The following is a 20,873-nucleotide window of genomic DNA, read 5'->3' on the forward strand; positions in this document are numbered from 1 at the left end:
AGCCGGTTCCGCGGGTGCCCACGAACAGGCATTGCCGCCCCAGCTTTCACGCGTCGCAATGGCACGCGGCAGCGCTACCTCACCTGCGCTGCCGCCACCCGAGCCACTCGTTGACCACCAACGCGCCCATCACGAGCGCACCTCCGGTCAACACGCTGGGCGCAGGCGTCTCACCGGCGCCGACCCAGGCCAGCGCAATCCCGAACAACACTTCCAGCAGCGACAGCAAGGCCACCTCCGGCGCCTTCAGCACCTTGGCGCACAGCACCGAGAGCACGCAGGGAATCGCCAACTGGAACAAGCCCAGGAAGGCCAGCAGGCCCAGGTCATGCGCATTGGCCTGGAACGGCCAGGCCAGCGGCAGGGCCACCAGGGCCGACAGCGCCGCACCGATCAGCACCGCCGGAACCAGGTCGACGTCGTGACCGGTTGCGTGGGCATGCTGCACCACAGTCCAGTTGCAGGCGAGCGCCAGCGGCACGCACAACGCCACGAGAGTCCCCGTCAGGGGCCCTTGCCCGAACTGCTGTCCGTACATCCACGCAATGCCGATGCCCGCCACCGCAATGGCGCCCCAGGTGCGCGCCGGCAGCTTGTGGCCGATGAAGATGCGCGCCGCCAAGGCGGTGAACAAGGGGCCGACCGACATCGTGACCAGCACGTTGGCGGTCGAGGTGATCGTCAGTGCCACCATGAAGGCGGTGAACATCACGCACCAGCAGACGCCTGACACCCAGAGATCCACCCCGCCGCGCCGGATCTTGGCAAAAACCGCCCGCCCCTGCCAGAGCGGCAGGATCACCAGCAGCGCCAGCACCGTGAACAGGCTGCGCCAGAAGGTCACTTCGAAGCTGCGCGCCGCTTCCAGATGGCGCGTCACCACGCCGGCCGTGGACCACATCAGGGTCACGATCACCATCAGCCAGACCGCGCGCGCGTGCGGCAGCTTCAAGACTTGCCCCCACCCGGGGGCTGGCCATCGTTCGATCCGAGCAGGCACAGGCCGGTGCACCGGATATCACCCAGCGCATCGACGATGCGCTGCAGCGCTTCGCGCCTCGGGCCTTCGGGAACCTGCGCCGGCTGCGGCAACAGGCGCAAGCCAAAGGCACGCGATACCAGCGGCAGCCCTCGCGCATGAACGCGCGCGAGTTCCGACATCGTGTCGAGCAGCGCGCAATAGGAAGCACCAAATCGGGAATCGGCAAAGCAGGAGGCCACGCCAGCATAAAGCTGCAGCAGCGAGTTCTGGGCGCGCTTCAAGCCGCCGAGCCGCAATTGCGAAGCCTGCGCCGCACCGAGCTTCTGCAACATGGCCTCGGCCAGCAGCACCTGGCGGGCGATGCAGCGCGCCACGAAGGGCTGCAGCACCGCGAGTTCGTCCTGGTAGTCGACCACGTTCTGCACCACGACCTTGGCGTCGGGGACGCCCTGCTGCACGGCGTTGAAGCTGGTGTAGGCCGTGATCGCGGCCCGGGTGCGGTCGCACACCTGCGACAGGGCCGCAAGATCCTCGGGCGTGTAGCGCACATCATCGACAAAGCGCTTCGAATCGCCGAGCAGGCGCAGGACGACCCCGCCCTGCGCATCGTCCAGACGCGGCATCTGATCGGGATGCAGCGAGCGCAACCCGTCGAAGGCTTGGCCAGCCTGGGCATGCGCGGTGAGCGGCAGGTCGGACCCAGCGCGGGCGACCGGCGCCAGTGCAATCAGCGCCAACAGCACCCAGGCAAGCGCGATCCGTTGCCACCCGCGGAAGGTGGCAACCGAGGCATCCCCTCCCGGGAAGCTCGACTCAGGCAGCCGTTTCGCGGGAAGCGCGCTTGCGTTCATGTTCCTTCAGGAAGCGCTTGCGCAGGCGAACGCTCTTGGGGGTGATTTCGACGAGTTCGTCGTCCTCGATGAATTCCACGCCGTACTCGAGCGTGAGTTCGATCGGGGGCGTGATCTTGATCGCGTCTTCCTTGCCCGAGACACGGAAGTTGGTCAGCTGCTTGGTGCGCGTGGCGTTCACGACCAGGTCGTTGTCGCGGCTGTGGATGCCGACGATCATGCCTTCGTACACCGGATCGTTGGCGCGCACGAACATGCGGCCGCGGTCGTCCAGCTTGCCCAAGGCGTAAGTGAAGATTTCACCGTCGTCCATCGAGATCAGCACGCCGTTCTTGCGGCTGCCGATCTCGCCCTTGTGCGGCTCGTAGCTGTCGAAGATGTTGCTGATGAGGCCCGAGCCGCGCGTCAGGTTCAGGAATTCGTTGGTGAAGCCGATCAGGCCACGCGCCGGAATGCGGTATTCGAGGCGCACACGGCCGCGGCCGTCCGGTTCCATGTTGACCAGTTCGCCCTTGCGCTCGCCGAGCGCCTGCATGACGCCGCCCTGGTGCTGGTCCTCGATGTCGGCCGTTACCAATTCGATCGGCTCGTGCTTCTCGCCGTCGATGGTGCGGAACACCACGCGCGGCTTCGACACGGCCATTTCGTAGCCTTCGCGGCGCATGTTTTCCAAAAGGATGGTCAGGTGCAGTTCACCGCGGCCCATCACTTCGAAGATGCCTTCTTCGTCGGTCTCGTTCACGCGCAGCGCGACGTTGTGCTGCAGCTCCTTCTGCAGGCGGTCCCAGATCTGGCGGCTGGTGACGAATTTGCCTTCGCGGCCAGCCAGCGGGCTGGTGTTGACGCAGAAGTTCATGGTCAGCGTGGGCTCGTCGACTTTGAGCATCGGCAGCGGCGCCGGGTTGGCCGGGTCGGTCACAGTCACGCCGATGCCGATGTCGGTGATGCCGTTAATCAGCACGATCTCGCCGGGGCCGGCTTCGGTGGCCTGCACGCGGTCCAGGCCCTGGAACGTCAGCACCTGGTTGACGCGGCCCTTGACCTGCTTGCCGTCCGGACCTTCCATCACGACCACGTCCATCATGGGCTTGAGAGTGCCCTGGCTGATGCGGCCCACGCCGATGCGGCCGACGAAGGTGGAGAAGTCGAGTGCGGAGATCTGCAGTTGCAGCGGCGCGTTCGGGTCGCCCTTTTGCGACGGCACGTGCTTCAGGATGGTGTCGAACAGGGCCGACATGTCGGGGCCCCACTGTTCGCCCTGCGGGCCTTCTTCCAGCGAGGACCAGCCGTTGATGCCCGAGGCGTAGACCACCGGGAAGTCGAGCTGTTCGTCGGTCGCGCCCAGCTTGTCGAACAGGTCGAAGGCGGCGTTCACGACCTTGTCGGGGTTCGCACCCGGCTTGTCGACCTTGTTCACGACCAGGATGGGCTTGAGGCCGAGGGCCAGCGCCTTCTTGGTCACGAAGCGCGTCTGCGGCATCGGGCCTTCCTGCGCGTCGATGAGCAGCACCACGCCGTCGACCATCGACAGCGCGCGTTCCACTTCACCGCCGAAGTCCGCGTGGCCCGGGGTGTCGACGATGTTGATGTGCGTCCCTTGCCAGGTCACGGCGCAGTTCTTGGCCAGGATGGTGATGCCGCGTTCCTTTTCGATCGCGTTGTTGTCCATCACGGTGTCGACCACCTTCTCGTGTTCGGCGAAGGTGCCCGACTGGCGCAGCAGCTGGTCGACCATCGTGGTCTTGCCATGGTCCACGTGGGCAATGATGGCGATGTTGCGAATTTGATGGGTACTCATGGTGTCGTCTCGCAAGAAGTTGCGTTCAAAAGGATTTGCTGGATTTCGATGGGGTTCAGCAAGCGCCCCGGGATCAGTTCGTTGGCGGTGATGTGGGCGGTGCCGAGGAAGGCTCGGGGTTCGCAGCCGAACACGGCGACTTCACTCGCATCAGCCCACTGCCCGCGCCGACGCAGGCCGGACAGAAAACGAGCCGCATCTTCCGTGCCCAACGTGACACGGCTGTGGCCCGCCACCAGCGCTTCGGCTGGCAACAGTTGCGCGAGGCGTTCTTCTTCGCTCATGGCTTCGAGCGCTTCGAGCGTGATGCATTGTGATTCGTAGAAGTCGCCCGTCGCGGTGCGGCGCAGCGAGGTGAGATGCGCGCCGCAACCGAGCGCTTCGCCGATGTCTTCGCCGAGCGTGCGGATGTAGGTGCCCTTGCTCACGCGGGCGGTGAGGCGGATGTCCGAAGGCGTGTCCATCAGAGACACCTTCAGCGAATGGATCACGACGTCGCGCGCCGCGCGCGCGACCTCGATGCCTTCACGGGCATATTCGTAGAGCGCCTTGCCGTCCTTCTTGAGCGCGCTGTGCATCGGGGGCGTCTGGCGAATCGGGCCGGTGAATTGCGCCTGGACGCGCGCCAGATCCTCAGGCGTGACATTGACCGGCCGCTCGGCAATCACATCGCCTTCCGCATCGCCGGTCGCGGTCTTCACACCCAGCCGCGCCGTCGCCACATAGGTCTTGTCCGCATCCAGATGAAGTTGGCTGAACTTGGTCGCCGCGCCAAAGCACAGCGGCAGCACCCCGGTCGCGAGCGGATCGAGCGTGCCCGTGTGCCCGGCCTTCTCGGCGCGCAACAACCACTTGGCCTTCTGCAAGGCCTGGTTACTGGAGAACCCCAGCGGTTTGTCGAGCAGCAACACCCCATGCACAGGGCGCCGCTGCACCCTTGTGCGTGGCGCGTGCATGGCTATTCCTCTTTCGAGCGCGAGGCGACAGCTTGCGCGATGAGCTTGTTCATGTCGGCGGCACGCTCGGTGGTGCGGTCGAACAGGAAGTGCAGCGTCGGCACAGTGTGGATGTGCAGGCGCTTGAACAGGCCGGCGCGCAGGAAGCCCGCCGCCTGGTTCAATGCCTCGGTGGTCTCGACCGGATCACCCGTCAGCACGCTGAAGAAGACCTTCGCGTGCGCATAGTCCGGCGTGACCTCGACGCCTTGCAAGGTGACCATGCCAACCCGCGGATCCTTCAATTCGCGCCCGATCAACTCCGTCAGATCCCGCTGGATCTGGTCGGCGATCTTGAACGATCGATTGGGGGCGGCTGCTTTGCGTTTTGGCATGTCGAATGCGGGATCGAAATGGGGTGCCGGACTCTTCGAATCCGGCGGCCCGATTTACAGGGTACGCGCAATCTCCTTGACTTCGAAGAATTCGAGCTGATCGCCCTCTTTGATGTCGTTGTAGTTCTTGAGCTTGATACCGCACTCGAAGCCTTCGCGGACTTCGCGGACGTCGTCCTTCATGCGCTTGAGCGAGTCGATTTCGCCGGTGTAGACCACCACGTTGTCGCGCAGCAGGCGGAAATGCGAGCTGCGGGTGACGTGGCCGGACGTGATGTACGAGCCTGCCACCGTGCCGATCTTCGACGCGACGAACACCGTGCGGATCTCGGCCGAGCCGATGACCTCTTCGCGGCGCTCGGGCGCCAGCATGCCGGACATCGCCACCTTCACCTCATCCACGGCGTCGTAGATGATGCTGTAGTAGTTCAGCTGCACGCCATTGCCTTCGGCCAGCTTGCGCGCACCGGCATCGGCCCGCACGTTGAAGCCGATGACGACAGCCTTCGACGCGATCGCGAGGTTGATGTCGCTTTCGCTGATGCCGCCGACGCCTGCGTAGACGATCTGCACCTTGACTTCTTCGGTCGCCAGCTTGAGCAGCGACTGGGCCAATGCTTCCTGCGAGCCCTGCACGTCGGCCTTGATGATGATGCGCAGCGTCTGCACTTCGCCCGCCGACAGATCCGTGAACATGTTCGACAGGTTCGCGGCTTGCTGCTTGGCCAGCTTGGTGTTGCGGAACTTGCCGGCACGGTAGGTCGCGATTTCGCGCGCACGGCGCTCGTCGGCCATCACCATGAACTCGTCGCCCGCTTGCGGCACTTCGGTCAGGCCCTGGATTTCCACCGGGATCGACGGACCCGCCGACTTGATGGTCTTGCCGTCTTCGTCGAGCATGGCGCGCACGCGGCCATAGGTCGAGCCGGCCAGCACCACGTCGCCGGTCTTGAGCGTGCCAGACTGCACCAGCACCGTCGCGACCGGGCCGCGGCCCTTGTCGAGTTGCGCTTCGATGACCAGGCCCTTGGCAGCGGCATCGACCGGCGCCTTGAGTTCCAGCACTTCGGCTTGCAGCAGCACTTGTTCCAGCAGGTCGTCGATGCCCTGGCCCGTCTTGGCGGACACCGGCACGAAGGGCACGTCGCCGCCGTATTCTTCAGGCACGACCTCTTCGGCCACCAGTTCCTGCTTGACGCGGTCCAGGTTGGCATCGGGCTTGTCGACCTTGTTGATCGCGACCACGATCGGCACACCCGCCGCCTTCGCGTGCTTGATGGCTTCCTTGGTCTGCGGCATGACGCCGTCGTCGGCCGCCACCACCAGGATGACGATGTCGGTCGCTTGCGCGCCACGGGCACGCATGGCGGTGAACGCCTCGTGACCCGGGGTGTCCAGGAAGGACACCATGCCGCGTTCGGTCTCGACGTGGTACGCACCGATGTGCTGCGTGATGCCGCCGGCTTCGCCCGCAGCGACCTTGGCGCGGCGGATGTAGTCCAGCAGCGAGGTCTTGCCGTGGTCGACGTGACCCATGACGGTGACGACCGGGGCGCGCGGCAGCAGTTCTGCCTGTTGCGCCGAAACGTCCTCGTCAGTGAAGGCTTCCGGATCGTCCAGCGCGGCAACAACCGCGTTGTGGCCCAGTTCTTCCACCACGATCATGGCGGTGTCCTGGTCCAGCGACTGGTTGATGGTCGCCATCATGCCGAGCTTCATCAACTGCTTGATGACCTCTTGCGCCTTGACGGCCATCTTGTGCGCCAGCTCGGCCACGGTGATGGTCTCGGGCACGTGCACTTCGAGCACGCGTGCCTCGACCGGTGCGGCCTGTTGATGCTCTTCCGGGCCTCCGCGGTCATTGCCGCGACGGCCACGCGGGCCACCGCGCCAGTTGCCACGTCCAACGCCACCACTGGCGTCGCCACGGGTCTTGATTTCCTTCTTCTTGGCCGGATCGCCTGCCCAGCTCGACGAGAGCTTGGCGGACTTGACGTCCTTGCTGCCAGGGGCTGCGGTAGCAGCGGCGCCGGGAGCCGCGGCGGGCGCGCCTGGACGAGCCGCCGGCGTGGCGGGCTTGTGCAGCGTGCCTTTGACTGCTGGCTTCGGTTGTTCCTTCTCGGGCGCCTTGTGCGGCACCAGCACGCGGGCCGGTGCGTTCATCATGGCGCGGATGGCTTCGGCCTCTGCGAGGGCCTTGCGGCGGCGCTCGTTCAGGTCGGCCGCGCGGGCGGCTTCCTCGTCGGCACGTGCCTTCGAATCGGCGGCGGCCTTGGCCTTGGCGTCTTCCTTGACTTGCGCGGCGGCTGCGTCGGCCACCACCTTGTCGGCAGCGGCCTTCGCGGCGACAGCCTTCGCGGCCTCTTCGGCGGCGACGGCCTTGGCCGTGGGCTTCACAGGCGCGACAGGGGGCGCGGCTTCCTTCTGCTTGGCGGCAGCGGCGGCTGCAGCCGCGGCGGCTTCGGCCTTGGCGGCTTGCTCGGCCTTTTCAGCCTTCTCGGCGCGCTCGGCCTGCTCGCGTTCGCGGGCCTCGGCCTCCTCGCGGACACGGCGCTTCTCGGCGAGTTCTTCCTCCTGGCGGCGGATCAACTCGGCCTGGCGGCGTGCCTCTTCCTCGCGGCGGGCCAGTTCAGCGCCGTCGATCTGGGGTGCGGCAGGGGCTTGCGCGACCGGTGCGGCCGGTTGCGGCGCCTCGGGCGCGGGGGCATGGGCCTCGTCGCGCTGGATGAAGGTGCGCTTCTTGCGCACTTCCACCTGGATCGTGCGCGCGCGGCCGGTGGCGTCGGCCTGCTTGATCTCGCTGGTCGACTTCTTCGTCAGCGTGATCTTCTTGCGCTCGGGCTCGACCGTGCCATGGCTGGCCTTGAGGTGGCCGAGCAGGCGCTGCTTGTCCTGCTCGGTGAGCGCGTCGGACGCGGCCGCCTTGGGCACGCCTGCGCTCTTGAGCTGGTCAAGAAGGATTTCGGGGGTCTTTTTGAGTTCGTTCGCGAACTCGGCGACTGTGGTGCTGGACATATGTGCTTTGAGCCTCCATGACCATCAAGCCTGGCCGGCGAACCAATGTTCGCGGGCTTTCAGGATGAGGGCTTTGGCGTCATCGGCGCTCTGGCCGGTGATCTCGGTGAGTTCGTCGACCGCGAGGTCGGCCAGGTCGTCACGGGTGTGGACACCCGCCTCGGCCAACTTGGGAATGAGTTCAGGATCGAGGCCATCGAGGTCGCGCAGGTTCTGCGAGACGGTCTCGACGTTTTCTTCCTTGGCGATCTCCATCGTCAACAGCGCATCCTTGGCGCGCGAACGCAGCTCGTTGATGGTGTCTTCGTCGAAGCTCTCGATCTCGAGCAGCTCGGAGATCGGCACATAGGCCACTTCCTCGAGGCTGGTGAAGCCTTCGGAGATCAGGATGTCGGCGATCTCCTCGTCCACATCGAGCTTTTCCATGAACAGCTTGCGGCTGGCGTCGGTTTCGACGGCCTGCTTCTGGGCCGATTCGTTGGCGTCCATGATGTTGATCTTCCAACCCGTCAGGTCGGAAGCCAGGCGCACGTTCTGGCCGCCGCGGCCGATGGCGATGGCGAGGTTTTCCTCGTCGACCACCACGTCCATGGCGTGCTTCTCTTCGTCGACCACGATCGAGGTCACGTTGGCCGGGGCCAGCGCGCCGATCACGAATTGCGCCGGGTCTTCGCTCCACAGCACGATGTCGACGCGTTCGCCGGCCAGTTCATTGGTAACGGCGTTGACACGCGTACCGCGCACGCCGACGCAGGTGCCGATCGGGTCGACACGCTTGTCGTGCGAGAGCACGGCGATCTTGGCGCGCGAACCGGGGTCGCGGGCGCAGCTCTTGATTTCCAGCAGGCCTTGCTCGATCTCGGGCACTTCCTGGCGGAACAGCTCGATCATGAATTCCGGCGCCGAGCGCGACAGGATGATCGGCGCGCCACGCAGCGTGAGGTCGACCTCCATGATCATGGCCCGCACGCGGTCGCCATTGCGCAGGTTTTCCTTGGCGATCATCTCGCTGCGGCGCAGACGCCCTTCGACGCGACCGGCTTCCACGATGATGTCGCCCTTGTCCAGGCGCTTGACGGTGCCCACGAAGATCTTGTCGCCGCGCGACATGAAGTCGTTGAGCAGCATCTCGCGCTCCGCGTCGCGGATCTTCTGCAGGATGACTTGCTTGGCGGCCATGGCGCCAATGCGGCCGATCGGCACCGATTCCACCGATTCCTCGATGTACTCGTCCACCTCGATGTCGGGCATTTCTTCCTTGGCTTCGAACAGGAGGATTTCCTGGTCGGGCAGCTGCAGGCCGGCCTCGTCGGGAACGACGTGCCAGCGGCGGAAAGTTTCGTAGACGCCGCTGTCGCGGTCGATGGCCACACGGATGTCCACATCACCCTGGTGAAGTTTCTTGGTGGCTTGCGCCAAGGCGGATTCCACCGCGCCGAACACCACGTCACGTTCGACGTTCTTCTCGCGCGAGATCGCATCCACCAACATCAACATTTCGCGATTCATGCCACTACGCTCCTCGATCAGTCCGGCGACCCGCCGGTTTTGGCCTTGCGGCCCTTGAAATCCACGATTGGCGCGAGCCGCGCGTCGCGCAGCTCGTCCAATGCAAAGCCGAGCGCCTGCAACGGTGCGGGCGCGCGCTTCTTGCTCACTTTTTGTCCTGGCTTGGGTGCGGGTTCGTCGCTCCAGACGATCTGCCAGCCACCCGCCTCGGCACGCTCCAGCGTGCCCCTGAATTTCTTGCGACTGGCCGACACCTGGCCACCCGCCGCCGCGCCCATGGGCGCCTTGAGCGTCAGGTCGATCACCTCGCCGACGAAACGCTCGAAATCCTTCTCGTGCCGCAGCGGCCTGTCGATACCGGGCGAGGACACCTCGAGCCGCTTGTATTCGACCTGGTCGACTTCCAGCGCAAACTGCAACTGCCGCGTGACCTTCTCGCAATCCTCGACCGTCACGAACGGTTCGGGCGCGCCGGCCACACCTTCCGAATTGGGGCCAGTCCAGGGCAAATCAATCGTGACGCGCAGCAATCCCCCGGCGGATCTTTCGATCTCGACCAGGTCGTAGCCGAGTCCGGCAACGGTTTGTTCCACTGTCTGCTGCAATGCCACGTGTTCGAATTCGCCTTGAGTTGTGTGTCTGTGCCTGACACTGCCCCGGGCGCCGCCCTGTCCGTGCAGCAGTGTCGAAATCGATCGACCAAAAAAAACGGGCGGTTGGTACCCGCCCGTTTGGTCGTGAGCCTCGAATTATATGCCAGTTATGTTTCAGATGCGACGAAATAGCTCAGGAAAGGCGCTGGTCAGGCGACGATTTGGGCGGACTGCAAGCGTGGAAGCCAGCATTGAAACAATGTGTTTCCATTAATTCATCTGCGGAAGGTTGCGCCGACAGTCCTGCTGCCGGCCTATCGCTTCCTCCACCACACCAGCACGAACAACACGCTCCCGACCATGAGCGCCGCCGCCGCGGCCAGCAGCGGCACCGCGAAGCTGCCGGTGGCATGGGCAAGCGGCGCGGCGAACAGCGGGCCGACGATCTGGCCCACACCGTAGGAGGCTGTGGCGTACCCGATCAGGCCGGCCGCCGCGTTCCCGCGCAGGCGGCGCGCCTCGCGCACGGCGAACAGTGTGATCGCGGTGAAGGGCAGACCCAACAACACGCTGCCCAACAGGAAGCCCGGAACCGTCGGCCAGACCACGGACAGCAGGACGCCGAGGGCCTGCAACGCGCATCCGGCGGCCAGCAGCAGGCGGTTGTCCCAATGCGACGGCACGCGCGCGCCGATGATCGCGCCGGGCACGATGGCCAGGCCGAACAGGGGCCAGAACAGGTCGGGCCAGGGCGAGCCCGGCAGCGCCTGCCGGGCGATCACCGGCAGGAAGGTCGCGGTGATGATGTAGCCGAAGCCGGCGATGCCGTAGAGCCCGACCAGCCAGCGCGCATCGCTGCGAGCGGCGGCGAGTGCGTCCCCGGCCGGCGGTGCTGCGGGCGGCGCCGCAGCCTGGGCGGCGACAGCGCCATCGTCGAAGATCCGCCAGATCATCGCGACCAGCACCAGCGCGGCCAGGCCAAAGCCGATCCAGGCCGCGGTGGAGCCCCAGCGGCCCACCACGCCGCCCAGCAGGCCGGTCACGGCGATGCCGATGCCGGGCCCCGTATAGATCACGCCGCCCAGCGCCGGCGCGCCGGTCTCCGCGAGGCGGCGCAGTCCCCAGCCCGAGGCGAACACGAAGACCCAGGCACTGACGATGCCAGCGGCGCCTCGCAGCACGCCCCAGGCGGCGAAATCGTTCAGCAGGCCCATGCCGAGCAGCAGGACCGCCGTCGCGATCAATCCGCCGCGCACCATGGCCACCGGCGGCACGCGGATCGCCGCGCAAGACAGCGCGCCCACGAAATACCCGAGGTAGTTCAAGGACGCCAGCAACCCACCGCCCTGGAGGTCGAGCTTTCCCTCCGCGAGCATCACCGGCAGCATCGGCGTGAAGGCAAAGCGCCCGATGCCCAGCGCCACCGCCAGCGTGACCATGCAGGCCAATGCGGCGCGCCAGGCACCGCGCCGGTTGGCGGCTTCGTCCGTCATCGGGTGTTCACGAGGCAAGTTGCTCCGCACGCGGCGTTGCGGGCGGCATGCATCGGTCGGGTACGGTTCATGGATCGATCAGCGCCGCCGCAACCAACTGCCGCGTGTAGGGATGTCGCGGTGCGTCGAGCACCTGGTCAACCGGGCCGGCTTCGAGGATCGCGCCATCCTTCATCACGATCACCTGATGAGCCATCGCGCGGATCACCTCGACGTCGTGCGTGATCAGCAGAAAGCTCAGGCCACGCTCGCGCTGCAGGCGCTGGAGCAGGCCGAGAACCTGCTTCTGGATGGTCACGTCGAGCGCGCTGGTCGGCTCGTCGAGCACCAGCAATTGCGGATTCACGATCAGCGCCCGTGCAATGGCGATGCGCTGGCGCTGGCCGCCGGAGAACTCGTGCGGATAGCGGTCGAGCAAGGCCGGGAACTGCGCTTCGGTCAGGCCCACGTCGTGCAAGGCGGCCAGGCTGCGCACGCGGCGTGCGGCGGTGTCCAGGGCGGGTTCGTGCACCTTGAGGCCCTCGCCGACGATCTGCTCGACGGTCATGCGGGGCGAGAGGGAGGAGAACGGATCCTGGAACACGACCTGCATGACGCGTCGCAAGGGGCGGTCTGCGGCGCCACTGCCGGTCCACGCCTTGCCCGCAATGTTCAGTTCGCCCTCGTGGCGCAGGAGGCCCAGCGCGGCGAGTGCCAGCGTCGACTTGCCGGAACCCGATTCACCGACCACGCCCAGCGTCTGCCCCGGCGCAATCGCAAGGTCCGCGCCCTGGACCGCGACGAACGCGCCCTTGCTGAACCAGCCGCGCACGCCGGGCACGGGCACCGGGTACGTCACACGCAGCCCCCTGGCCTGCAATACCGCCTCGCCACCCTGCCCTTGTGTCGGCACCACGTCGCGCTCGGGGCGGCTGTCGATGAGCTTGCGGGTGTAGGGGTGCTGCGGCGCGTCGAAGACCTTCCGCACCGGCCCGTGCTCGACGATGTGGCCGTTCTCCATCACCGCCACGCGGTCGGCAAAGTGGCGCACCAGGTTCAGGTCGTGCGTGATGAGCAGCACCGCCATGCCGTGCTTCGCTTGCAAATCGGCCAGCAGCGCCAGGATTTGCGCCCGCACCGTCACGTCGAGGGCCGTGGTCGGCTCGTCGGCCAGCAGCAGGCGCGGCTTGCAGGCCAGCGCCATCGCAATCATGGCGCGCTGTCTTTGTCCACCGGAGAGTTGGTGCGGAAAGGACAGCGCGCGCCGCTCGGGCTCAGGAATGCCCGTTTCCGCGAGCAGCTTCACCGCCGCAGCGTGCGCGTCGCGCTTCGACAACCCCTCGTGCAGTTCGAGCACTTCCGAGATCTGGTCGCCGACGGGATACAGCGCATTGAGCGCCGTCATCGGCTCCTGGAAGATCATCGCGATCTCCTTGCCGCGGATGCCGCGCAGCTTCTGCTCCGGCAGGGACAACAGGTCGCGTGGCTCGCCGCCTTCACCGTGAAAGCTGGCGACACCGCTGAGCGCCGCGTTCTGCACGAGCCGCAGCAGAGACAGCGCCGTTACCGTCTTGCCCGACCCCGACTCGCCCACCAGCGCCAGCTTTTCCCCTGCTGCCACCTGGAAGTCGATGCCATGCACCACCTCCTTGCCACCAAAGTCCACGCGCAAGTTCCGGACGTCGAGCAAGGGGGTCATCATTTGTCAGCCTTCCGAGGGTCGAGCGCATCCCGCAACGCGTCGCCCATGAAGGTCAGCAGCATCAGCGTCACGACCAGCACGCCGAAGGTCGACAGCGAGATCCACCAGGCGTCGATGTTGGCCTTGCCCTGGCTCAGCAGTTCGCCGAGCGAGGGCGTGCCCGGCGGGACGCCGAGGCCGAGGAAGTCGAGCGAGGTCAGCGCCAGGATGGCGGCGCTCATGCGGAAAGGCAGGAAGGTCACGACCGGCACCATGCTGTTGGGCAGGATGTGGCGCCACATGATCTGCAGGTTGCCGACGCCGAGCGCGCGGGCGGCGCGAACATAGTCCATCTGCCGGTTGCGCAGGAATTCGGCGCGCACGTAGTCCGACAGGCCCATCCAGCCGAACAGGCTCAGCAGCACCAGCAACAGCGCGACGCTGGGCGCGAAGATGGCGCTGAAGATGATGAGCAGGTAAAGCTCCGGCATCGAGCCCCAGATCTCGATGAAGCGCTGGAAGGCCAGGTCGGTCTTGCCGCCGAAGAAGCCCTGGATCGCGCCGGTGATGACGCCCAGCACCACGCCGATGACAGTCAGCGCCAGGCCGAACAGGACGCTGACGCGAAAGCCGTAGATCAGTTGCGCCAGCAGGTCGCGGCCGCGGTCGTCGCTGCCCAGCAGGTTCGCGCGCGATGGCGGCGCCGGATTGGGCGATTTGGCGTAGTAGTTGAGGGTCTTTGGCCCGTAGCTGTTGGGCGCGTAGATGGCCCAGTTGTCGCCCTGCGTGATGCGCTTGCGCACAAAGGGATCGAGGTAATCCGCAGGCGTATCGAAGTCGCCGCCGAAGGTCTTCTCGGGATAGTCGCGCACCACCGGGAAGTAGGTCTTGCCTTCGTAGCGCACGATCAGGGGCTTGTCGGTGGAAAGCACCTCGGCAAACAGGCTCAGCACCACCAGCACGGTGAACAGAACCAGGCTCCAGAAGCCGAGCCGGTTGCGCTTGAAGCGCAGCCAGGCGCGCCTGCCCGGGCTCAAGGAAACGGTCACGGGGCTAGTCAAACTTCACCCTCGGATCAACCCAGACATAGCAAAGGTCTGAAATGAGCTTGGTCACGAGACCGATCAGCGTGAAGAGATACAACGTGCCCATCACGACCGGATAGTCGCGCCGGATCACGCTCTCATAGCTCAGCAGGCCCAGCCCATCGAGCGAGAACAGTGTTTCGATCAGCAGCGAGCCGGTGAAGAACGCGCCGATGAACGCCGCCGGAAAACCGGTGACGATCGGGATCAGCGCATTGCGGAACACGTGCTTCCACAGCACCTGCCGCTCGCCCAGCCCCTTGGCCCGCGCGGTCAGGACGTACTGCTTGCGAATCTCCTCGAGGAAGGAATTCTTGGTCAGCATCGCCGTGATCGCGAAGCTGCCCAGCACCATCGCCGTCACCGGCAGCGCGATGTGCCAGAGGTAGTCGACGATCCGTGCGCCCCAGCTGAGGCTGTCCCAGTTCGGCGAAGTGAGCCCGCGCAACGGGAACCACTGCAACTGCCCGCCGAACACCACCAGCAGCGCCACGCCCAGCACGAAGCCCGGGATCGCGTAGCCCACCAGCACGATGAGCGTGGTCCAGAAGTCGAAGCGCGAACCGGCGCGCACGGCCTTGGCCACGCCCAAAGGCACCGCGATGAGATAGCTGATGAAGAAGGTCCACAAACCCAGGCTGATCGACACCGGCAGCTTCTCGCGGATGAGTTGGCCCACCGCCTTGTGCTGGAAGAAGCTGGTGCCCAGGTCGAAGCGCGCGAACTGGCCGATCATCTGCCAGAAGCGCTCGGGCGCGGGCTTGTCGAAGCCGTAGAGCGCCTTGATCTCGGCGATCTGCTTGGGGTCGAGCGCGCGGGTCTGGGGTCCGCCGGCGATGCGGCTTTCCTTGTCGGTGAGCTGCGACATCAGTTGCTCCGCCGGTCCGCCCGGCACGAACTGCACGACCACGAAGTTCAAGAGCAGCACGCCCAGCAAGGTGGGAATGATCAGCAGCAGGCGACGGAGGATGTAGGCGGCCATGCGTCAGTTGGGTGCTGCCCACCACATGGTGAGCAACCAGGAGCCGGCCAGCATACGTTGCGGCAGGGCTTGCTCAGGCCGGCGCAGGTGGCCCTTGTGGGCGATGAAGTATTGCTTGCCGTAGTACATCGGGATCACGTAGTGCTGATGCAGGACGTAGCGGTCCAGCAGTTGGGTGGCCGTCGCGAGCGACTTGCGGTCGGGTGCGTTGACGATCAGCTCGATGATTTCGTCGATGACCGGGTCGCTGATGCCGCTGAGGTTCTGGCTGCCCTTCTCCGCGGCCGAGGCCGAACCCAGGTCGTCGTAGAGCTCGTTGCCGGGACTCGACGAGCCGCCGAGGATGTTGATGGCCAGGTCGAAGTCGAAGTCGTCCTGCTTCTTCTTGATGAGCGTGGCGTCGCGCAAGCGGACTTGCAGCGTGATGCCCAGCTTGGCCAGGTTGCGCGACCAGGCCGACAGCACCGGCTCGGAGGCGCGGTCGGCGATGTCGATGTCCATCACGAAGGCCTGGCCGTCCTTGTCGCGCAGGGCGCCGTCGCGATAGGTCCAGCCGGATTCGCGCAGCAGCGCCTGTGCCTGCACGAGGTTCTTGCGCAGGCCCTCCGCGGTGTCGCCGGTGGCGGCCGGTCGTGGCAACGGCCCCTTCACCTGCGCCAGATAGCGCTCCTTGTTCTTGAGCCGATCGATCAGCGCCTGTTCGTCCGCGCTCACCTGCGGCTGCGCCATCAGGTCGTCGTTGTTCTGGAAGTAGCTCTGCGTGCGCGCGCGCCGGCCGTAGAAGATGTGCTGGTTGAGCCAGTCGAAGTCGAAGGACAGCGCCAGCGCCTCGCGCACCCGCACATCCTGGAAGCGGGCCTGGCGCAAGTTCAACACAATGCCCTGCATGCCGGTGGCGCGGCGATGCGAGATCTCGTCCTTGATGATTTCCCCCGAGTCGAAACGCTTGCCCCTGTAGCGGCGCACCCAGGCGCTGATCGAGCCTTCTTCCAGCGCGTCGAGAGCGCCGGTCTTGAGCGACTCTTCCTCGCCGAGCCGGTCCTTGAAGTAGGTGTAGCTCACCTCGCCGAAGTTGAACATGCCCTTGCGCTCCGGCAAGTCCACGGCCCAGTAATCGGGCCGGCGCTTGTAGCTGATGGACTTGCCGAAGTCGACCTTGTCGATCACGTAGGGGCCGCTGGCGATGGGCGGCTCGCTGACCACCTCGTCGAAGGGCTTGCCCTTGCCCCAGTTGGGCGAGATCACCGGCAACTGGCCGATGATCATGTGCAGTTCCGAGTTCTTGCGCTTGAAGTCGAAGCGGATCACGCGTTCGCCGACGACGACCGCCTCCTTGATGTCGGCCCAGTAGGAGCGGAAGGTGGGGCTGGCCCGCTTGCTCATGAGCGTGTCGAAGGAGTACTTCACGTCCTTGGCCAGCACCGGCGTGCCATCGGAAAAGCGCGCCTTGGGGTTGAGGCGGAAGGTCACGCTGAGCCGGTCGGGTGCGAGTTCGGCATCCTCGGCCAGGAGGCCGTAGTTGGAGAAAGGCTCGTCCTCGCTGTGCGTCATCAGCGAATCGAACAGCAGGCTGTACTCGGCGAACACGAAGCCGTTGGCGCTGTAGCCCATGCCCGCCGGCGGCCGGCCCTTGAGGATGAAGGGATTGAGCTTGTCGAAGCTGCCGCTGGCCGACAGCGTGAGGGAGCCGCCCTTGGGCGCGTCGGGGTTGACGTAGTCCCAGTGCTTGAAGTCCGGGCCGTACTTGGGTTCGTAGCCCATGCCCATGCCGTGCACGGCCCAAGCCGGCCCGCCGAAGCAGGCCGCGCAGAGCATCACCATCGAAAGCAGCCAACCTCGCATGCGAGAATTCTGCCCAAGATTTGAATGAGGCAACAACCATGGGCTTTCTCGCTGGCAAAAAACTTCTGATCACGGGTGTTCTGAGCAATCGCTCCATCGCCTACGGCATTGCCCGGGCATGCCACGCGCAGGGCGCGGAACTGGCCTTCAGCTATGTGGGCGAGCGCTTCAAGGACCGCATCACCGAATTCGCGGCCGACTTCGACTCCAAGCTGATCTTCGACTGCGACGTGGGCGACGATGCGCAGATCGAAAAGCTGTTCACCGACCTGTCCCAGACCTGGCCCAAGTTCGACGGCTTCGTGCACAGCATCGGCTTCGCGCCGCGCGAGGCCATCGCCGGCGACTTCCTCGAAGGCCTGTCCCGCGAGGGCTTCAAGATCGCGCACGACATCAGTGCGTACAGCTTCCCGGCGATGGCCAAGGCGGCCCTGCCCTACCTCAACGACAAGTCGGCCCTGCTGACGCTGACCTACCTCGGCGCGCTGCGCGCCCTGCCCAACTACAACACCATGGGCCTGGCCAAGGCCTCGCTGGAAGCCTCGGTGCGCTACCTCGCCGATTCGCTCGGCCCCAAGGGCATGCGCGTCAACGGCATCAGTGCCGGCCCGATCAAGACCCTGGCGGCCAGCGGCATCAAGGACTTCGGCAAGATGCTCTCGGGCGTGGCCAAGGCCTCGCCGATCCGCCGCAACGTGACCATCGACGAGGTCGGCAACGTGGCCGCCTTCCTGCTGAGCGACCTGGCCAGCGGCGTGAGCGCCGAGATCACCTATGTCGACGGTGGCTTCAGCCAGGTCGTGGGCGGCCTGTCGGAGCCTGCCGCCTGAAGCTTTCGGGGTTTTTCACAAGTGCCGCACCGCCCCGGCAAGAGGGCGCAAGCGGCCTGCGTATCCAAGGGGAAGTATGTTGTTGAATCGGCGAAATTTTGTCGCCTTGGGCGCGCTGGCATTGGGGCTTCGCGCGCCAACGTTTGCAGCGCCGCGGCCCGTGATGCTGGCCGAGGTCTATCGGCACGGCATGTCGCTCGATGGCTATTGGGTCAGCGAGAAGTTCGACGGCGTGCGCGGCTATTGGGACGGCAAGCAGTTCTGGACCCGCAACGGCGAACCGATCGTGGCGCCGGCCTGGTTCACCGCAACGATGCCGAGCACGCCGATGGACGGCGAGCTCTGGGCCGGCCATGGCAAGTTCAACCTGGCCGTCTCCACGGTGCGCAGCCAGACGCCCAATGACGCGGCTTGGCGCGAGATGCGCTTCATGGTGTTCGACCTGCCGATGCAGCCGGGGGATTTCAATGCCCGTCTCGTCGCCTTGCGCAGGTTGCTGCCGGTCACGACGGCGCCGTGGGTGGTGCCGGTGGCCCAGCAACGTGCGACGACGGAGGCCGAGTTGCAGGCCTTGCTCGAGAAGACCCTCAAGCTCGGCGGCGAAGGCCTGATGCTGCACAAGGGCACGTCCCTCTATCGCGGTGAACGCACCAGCGACCTCCTGAAGTTCAAGCCCTTCGACGACGCGGATGCGCGCGTGGTCGGCGTCGTGCCTGGCAAGGGCAAGCACGCGGGCCGGCTCGGCGCCCTGCTGGTGGAGACGCCCGAGGGGCAGCGCTTCAAGCTGGGCGGTGGCTTCACCGATGCCGAGCGCGAAGCCCCCCCGCCGATCGGTGCCTGGGTCACCTACCGCTACAACGGCACCAACCCCAGCGGCCTGCCCCGCTTCGCGCGCTTCATGCGCGTGCGGGGCGACGCGCCGACTTGAGCCTCAGGGCTTCGCGCCCTGCTTCAGCTTCAATTCGATCTCGTCGAGCACCGGCAGCAGGTCGGCCACGGAATCGATCACGTAGTGCGCTCCCGCTGCCTTGAGCCTGGCCGTGGCGCCCTGGCGCAGCGTGTCTTGCTGTGCCGCATCGAGCGCCTGCCATTCCGCCAGCGACAGCCCCATCTCGTTGCCGCTGACCGACAGGCCCACGGCCCAGGTGCCGGCGTTCACGCCTTCCTCGATGCCGTAGCCGGTGTCGTCGACCTTGACCACGCTGGCCGGCGGCCACACGCCGATGTCGGCGAAGGTGCGGTACATGCCCAGCGGCGAAGGGCGGCCTGCAGCCAGGTCGCCGGCGCAGACGAGGTTGTCCGGGACGTAGCCGCCGGCCGCCGCGATGGGTGTGACACCGGCCATGATTTCGCGGTTGTAGCCAGTGGTCGAGCCGACCTTCAGGCCGCGAGCGCGGATCGCGTTGACCGTCTCGACCGCACCGGGAATGAAGTCCGCGTATTCGACGGCGGCCACGGCGCTCATCGGCGTGAAGACTTCGTAGAGATGGTCGACGTCGGCATCGGTGAAGGCCTTGCCGTGCACCCCCTGCCATTGCGCGGCGATGCGCGGCAAGGTGCCAAGCGCCTTGATGTGGTCCCACTTGGCCATGCCCATCGGGCCACGTGCCTCGGCAATGGTGAGGTCGATGTCGAACTTCTCGAACAGGCGCACGAACGCGCCCATGGGCGCGCAGGAGCCGAAGTCGATGATGGTGCCGGCCCAGTCGAAGACGACGGCGTTAAGGGCGGTGGGATGTTGCATGTCTCTTGGCTTTCTCGGGGAAGGAAGGATTACCAGCCCGCGAACACGTCTTCGGCAATGCCGAAGGCCGTGCTCGCGCCGGTGCCACTCGTGACGAGCACCATGCGGGTGGCTTCGTCGGGTTTGTCGATGAGGCAGTCGGTAGTGGCCGACGAAGGGTAGGTGCCGACCCAGCGTTCGGTCACCTTGGCCTGCTTCAGGCGCAGCGCCATGTGCAGGTGGTCGAGGATGAGCTCGTCGACGCGCTGGTCGGCGAAAGGCTCCGGTGCGGCGCTGTAATGGTGCGAGTCGCCGACGACCAGCGAGCCATCCGCGCTTTGCACGACGATCAGGTGGATGCCGTTGTCCAGCGATTCGCCCTCCTCGCGGCGGATCTGTTCGAGCAGCGGCGCGGCGGACGGCAGCTTGCTGTAGCCGTGATAGCGCACCAGGCTCAGGTCGCTCATCACGGAGCCGGGCAGCTTGAAGCCGGGCTCCGGCTGCACGCGCAGCATGTGCAGCTGGCACAAGCGCAGGTTGTGGGGCAAGAGGCGCTCGGCGAACAGGCCGTTGAGATCGGTGTTGGTGCAGACGGCGACGCGCGTGCCGTGGAGCACGCCGCGCGACGTGCGAACGCGCGGCGTCGCGACTTCCAGCACAGCCTCGCTGAAGCGGAAGACCACGCCATAGGTCTCCGCCAGCCAGCGTGCGAGCAACCCGATAGCGGTGCGCGATTCGACGCGCATCTCGTACGGGCTGTAGAGAACGGCCTGTGCGCCATCCAGCTTCAACGCCGGCGCGCGGCGTGCGGCCTCGTCCACGTCGAGCAGTTCGCAACCCACGCCCATCTCGGTGGTCATGAAGTCCTCCAGCACCTTGAGCGCCTGTGGCCGGAAGGCGCTGAGGTACAGCCCGCGATGCAGGGTGGCGATGCCAGCCAGCGGCGCGACCTCGCCCCAGACGGCACGCGCACGCCGCGCCCGGCGCCAGGTGTCGCCAGCGCCCTGCCCTGTCACGGTGATGAAACCGAAGTTGCGGATGGATGCGCCCACGCAGGCCGCGTCGCGCTCGACCACGCAAACGCGCAGGCCGCGCTTCGCAGCCGTGTAGGCATGCGCCAGGCCGACGATGCCGGCGCCGACCACGATGAGGTCGAATGAATCGTTGGATGCCATGGGTT

17 protein-coding genes are annotated in these 20,873 nt (G+C 66.0%); 2 read left to right on the forward strand and 15 right to left on the reverse strand.

Annotation, left to right across the window (positions count from 1 at the left end; all coding sequences use genetic code 11):
• Window positions 1-79 precede the first annotated feature (79 nt).
• The 13 genes from WKW79_RS03105 to WKW79_RS03165 all read right to left on the reverse strand — a co-directional run bounded on the left by WKW79_RS03105 (window position 80) and on the right by WKW79_RS03165 (window position 17,140).
• The gene (locus tag WKW79_RS03105; RefSeq protein ID WP_422823807.1) at window positions 80-919 is read right to left on the reverse strand and encodes a DMT family transporter; all 840 of its coding nucleotides are present in this window, start codon (window positions 917-919) and stop codon (window positions 80-82) included.
• 29 nt (window positions 920-948) lie between these two features.
• Window positions 949-1,833, reverse strand: a complete 885-nt coding sequence (locus WKW79_RS03110; protein WP_340333624.1) for a hypothetical protein — start codon at window positions 1,831-1,833, stop codon at window positions 949-951.
• Complete coding sequence (gene typA / locus WKW79_RS03115; RefSeq protein WP_340333625.1) at window positions 1,796-3,631, reverse strand: translational GTPase TypA; 1,836 nt, start codon at window positions 3,629-3,631, stop codon at window positions 1,796-1,798. Before typA ends, WKW79_RS03110 begins: the two co-directional genes overlap by 38 nt.
• Window positions 3,628-4,587 carry a tRNA pseudouridine(55) synthase TruB gene (gene truB, locus WKW79_RS03120; RefSeq protein ID WP_340333626.1) on the reverse strand — a complete coding sequence of 320 codons (960 nt, stop codon included), beginning with the start codon at window positions 4,585-4,587 and terminating at the stop codon, window positions 3,628-3,630. The genes typA and truB overlap by 4 nt, the downstream gene beginning before the upstream one ends.
• Before the next feature lie 2 nt (window positions 4,588-4,589).
• The gene (gene rbfA / locus WKW79_RS03125) at window positions 4,590-4,961 is read right to left on the reverse strand and encodes a 30S ribosome-binding factor RbfA (RefSeq protein ID WP_340333627.1); all 372 of its coding nucleotides are present in this window, start codon (window positions 4,959-4,961) and stop codon (window positions 4,590-4,592) included.
• A 54-nt stretch (window positions 4,962-5,015) separates the two neighbouring features.
• Window positions 5,016-7,976: a translation initiation factor IF-2 gene (gene infB / locus WKW79_RS03130; protein ID WP_340333628.1), complete on the reverse strand. Its 2,961-nt coding sequence runs from the start codon at window positions 7,974-7,976 to the stop codon at window positions 5,016-5,018.
• 24 nt (window positions 7,977-8,000) lie between these two features.
• The gene (nusA, locus tag WKW79_RS03135; RefSeq protein ID WP_340333629.1) at window positions 8,001-9,485 is read right to left on the reverse strand and encodes a transcription termination factor NusA; all 1,485 of its coding nucleotides are present in this window, start codon (window positions 9,483-9,485) and stop codon (window positions 8,001-8,003) included.
• A gap of 17 nt (window positions 9,486-9,502) precedes the next feature.
• Entirely contained in the window at window positions 9,503-10,096 is a 594-nt protein-coding gene (rimP, locus tag WKW79_RS03140) for a ribosome maturation factor RimP (protein WP_340333630.1), read from the reverse strand.
• Between the two features lie 296 nt (window positions 10,097-10,392).
• Window positions 10,393-11,571, reverse strand: a complete 1,179-nt coding sequence (locus WKW79_RS03145) for a YbfB/YjiJ family MFS transporter (RefSeq protein WP_340333631.1) — start codon at window positions 11,569-11,571, stop codon at window positions 10,393-10,395.
• Window positions 11,572-11,638: 67 nt separating this feature from the next.
• Window positions 11,639-13,252 carry an ABC transporter ATP-binding protein gene (locus WKW79_RS03150; RefSeq protein ID WP_340333632.1) on the reverse strand — a complete coding sequence of 538 codons (1,614 nt, stop codon included), beginning with the start codon at window positions 13,250-13,252 and terminating at the stop codon, window positions 11,639-11,641.
• Window positions 13,249-14,280, reverse strand: coding sequence for an ABC transporter permease (locus tag WKW79_RS03155; protein WP_340333633.1), 1,032 nt, complete (start codon window positions 14,278-14,280; stop codon window positions 13,249-13,251). Before WKW79_RS03155 ends, WKW79_RS03150 begins: the two co-directional genes overlap by 4 nt.
• 4 nt (window positions 14,281-14,284) lie before the next feature.
• Window positions 14,285-15,298: a microcin C ABC transporter permease YejB gene (locus WKW79_RS03160; protein ID WP_340333634.1), complete on the reverse strand. Its 1,014-nt coding sequence runs from the start codon at window positions 15,296-15,298 to the stop codon at window positions 14,285-14,287.
• Between the two features lie 3 nt (window positions 15,299-15,301).
• Window positions 15,302-17,140, reverse strand: coding sequence for an extracellular solute-binding protein (locus tag WKW79_RS03165; RefSeq protein WP_340333635.1), 1,839 nt, complete (start codon window positions 17,138-17,140; stop codon window positions 15,302-15,304).
• A gap of 38 nt (window positions 17,141-17,178) precedes the next feature.
• Here WKW79_RS03165 and fabI point away from each other — a divergent pair, with 38 nt between their 5' ends.
• Window positions 17,179-17,970 (forward strand): enoyl-ACP reductase FabI, encoded by a 792-nt coding sequence (gene fabI, locus WKW79_RS03170; protein ID WP_340333636.1) that lies wholly within the window; start codon window positions 17,179-17,181, stop codon window positions 17,968-17,970.
• A gap of 79 nt (window positions 17,971-18,049) precedes the next feature.
• Window positions 18,050-18,898 (forward strand): DNA ligase, encoded by an 849-nt coding sequence (locus WKW79_RS03175; RefSeq protein ID WP_340333637.1) that lies wholly within the window; start codon window positions 18,050-18,052, stop codon window positions 18,896-18,898.
• A 3-nt stretch (window positions 18,899-18,901) separates the two neighbouring features.
• Here WKW79_RS03175 and phnX read toward each other — a convergent pair whose 3' ends face one another.
• A complete protein-coding gene (gene phnX / locus WKW79_RS03180; RefSeq protein WP_340333638.1) occupies window positions 18,902-19,714 on the reverse strand; it encodes a phosphonoacetaldehyde hydrolase in 813 nt (270 codons plus the stop codon).
• Window positions 19,715-19,743: 29 nt separating this feature from the next.
• Window positions 19,744-20,868, reverse strand: a complete 1,125-nt coding sequence (locus tag WKW79_RS03185; protein WP_340333639.1) for a TIGR03364 family FAD-dependent oxidoreductase — start codon at window positions 20,866-20,868, stop codon at window positions 19,744-19,746.
• Window positions 20,869-20,873: the final 5 nt, after the last annotated feature.

Origin of the sequence: Variovorax robiniae (assembly GCF_037889955.1) — a bacterium.
Taxonomy (GTDB): Bacteria; Pseudomonadota; Gammaproteobacteria; order Burkholderiales; family Burkholderiaceae_C; genus Variovorax; species Variovorax robiniae.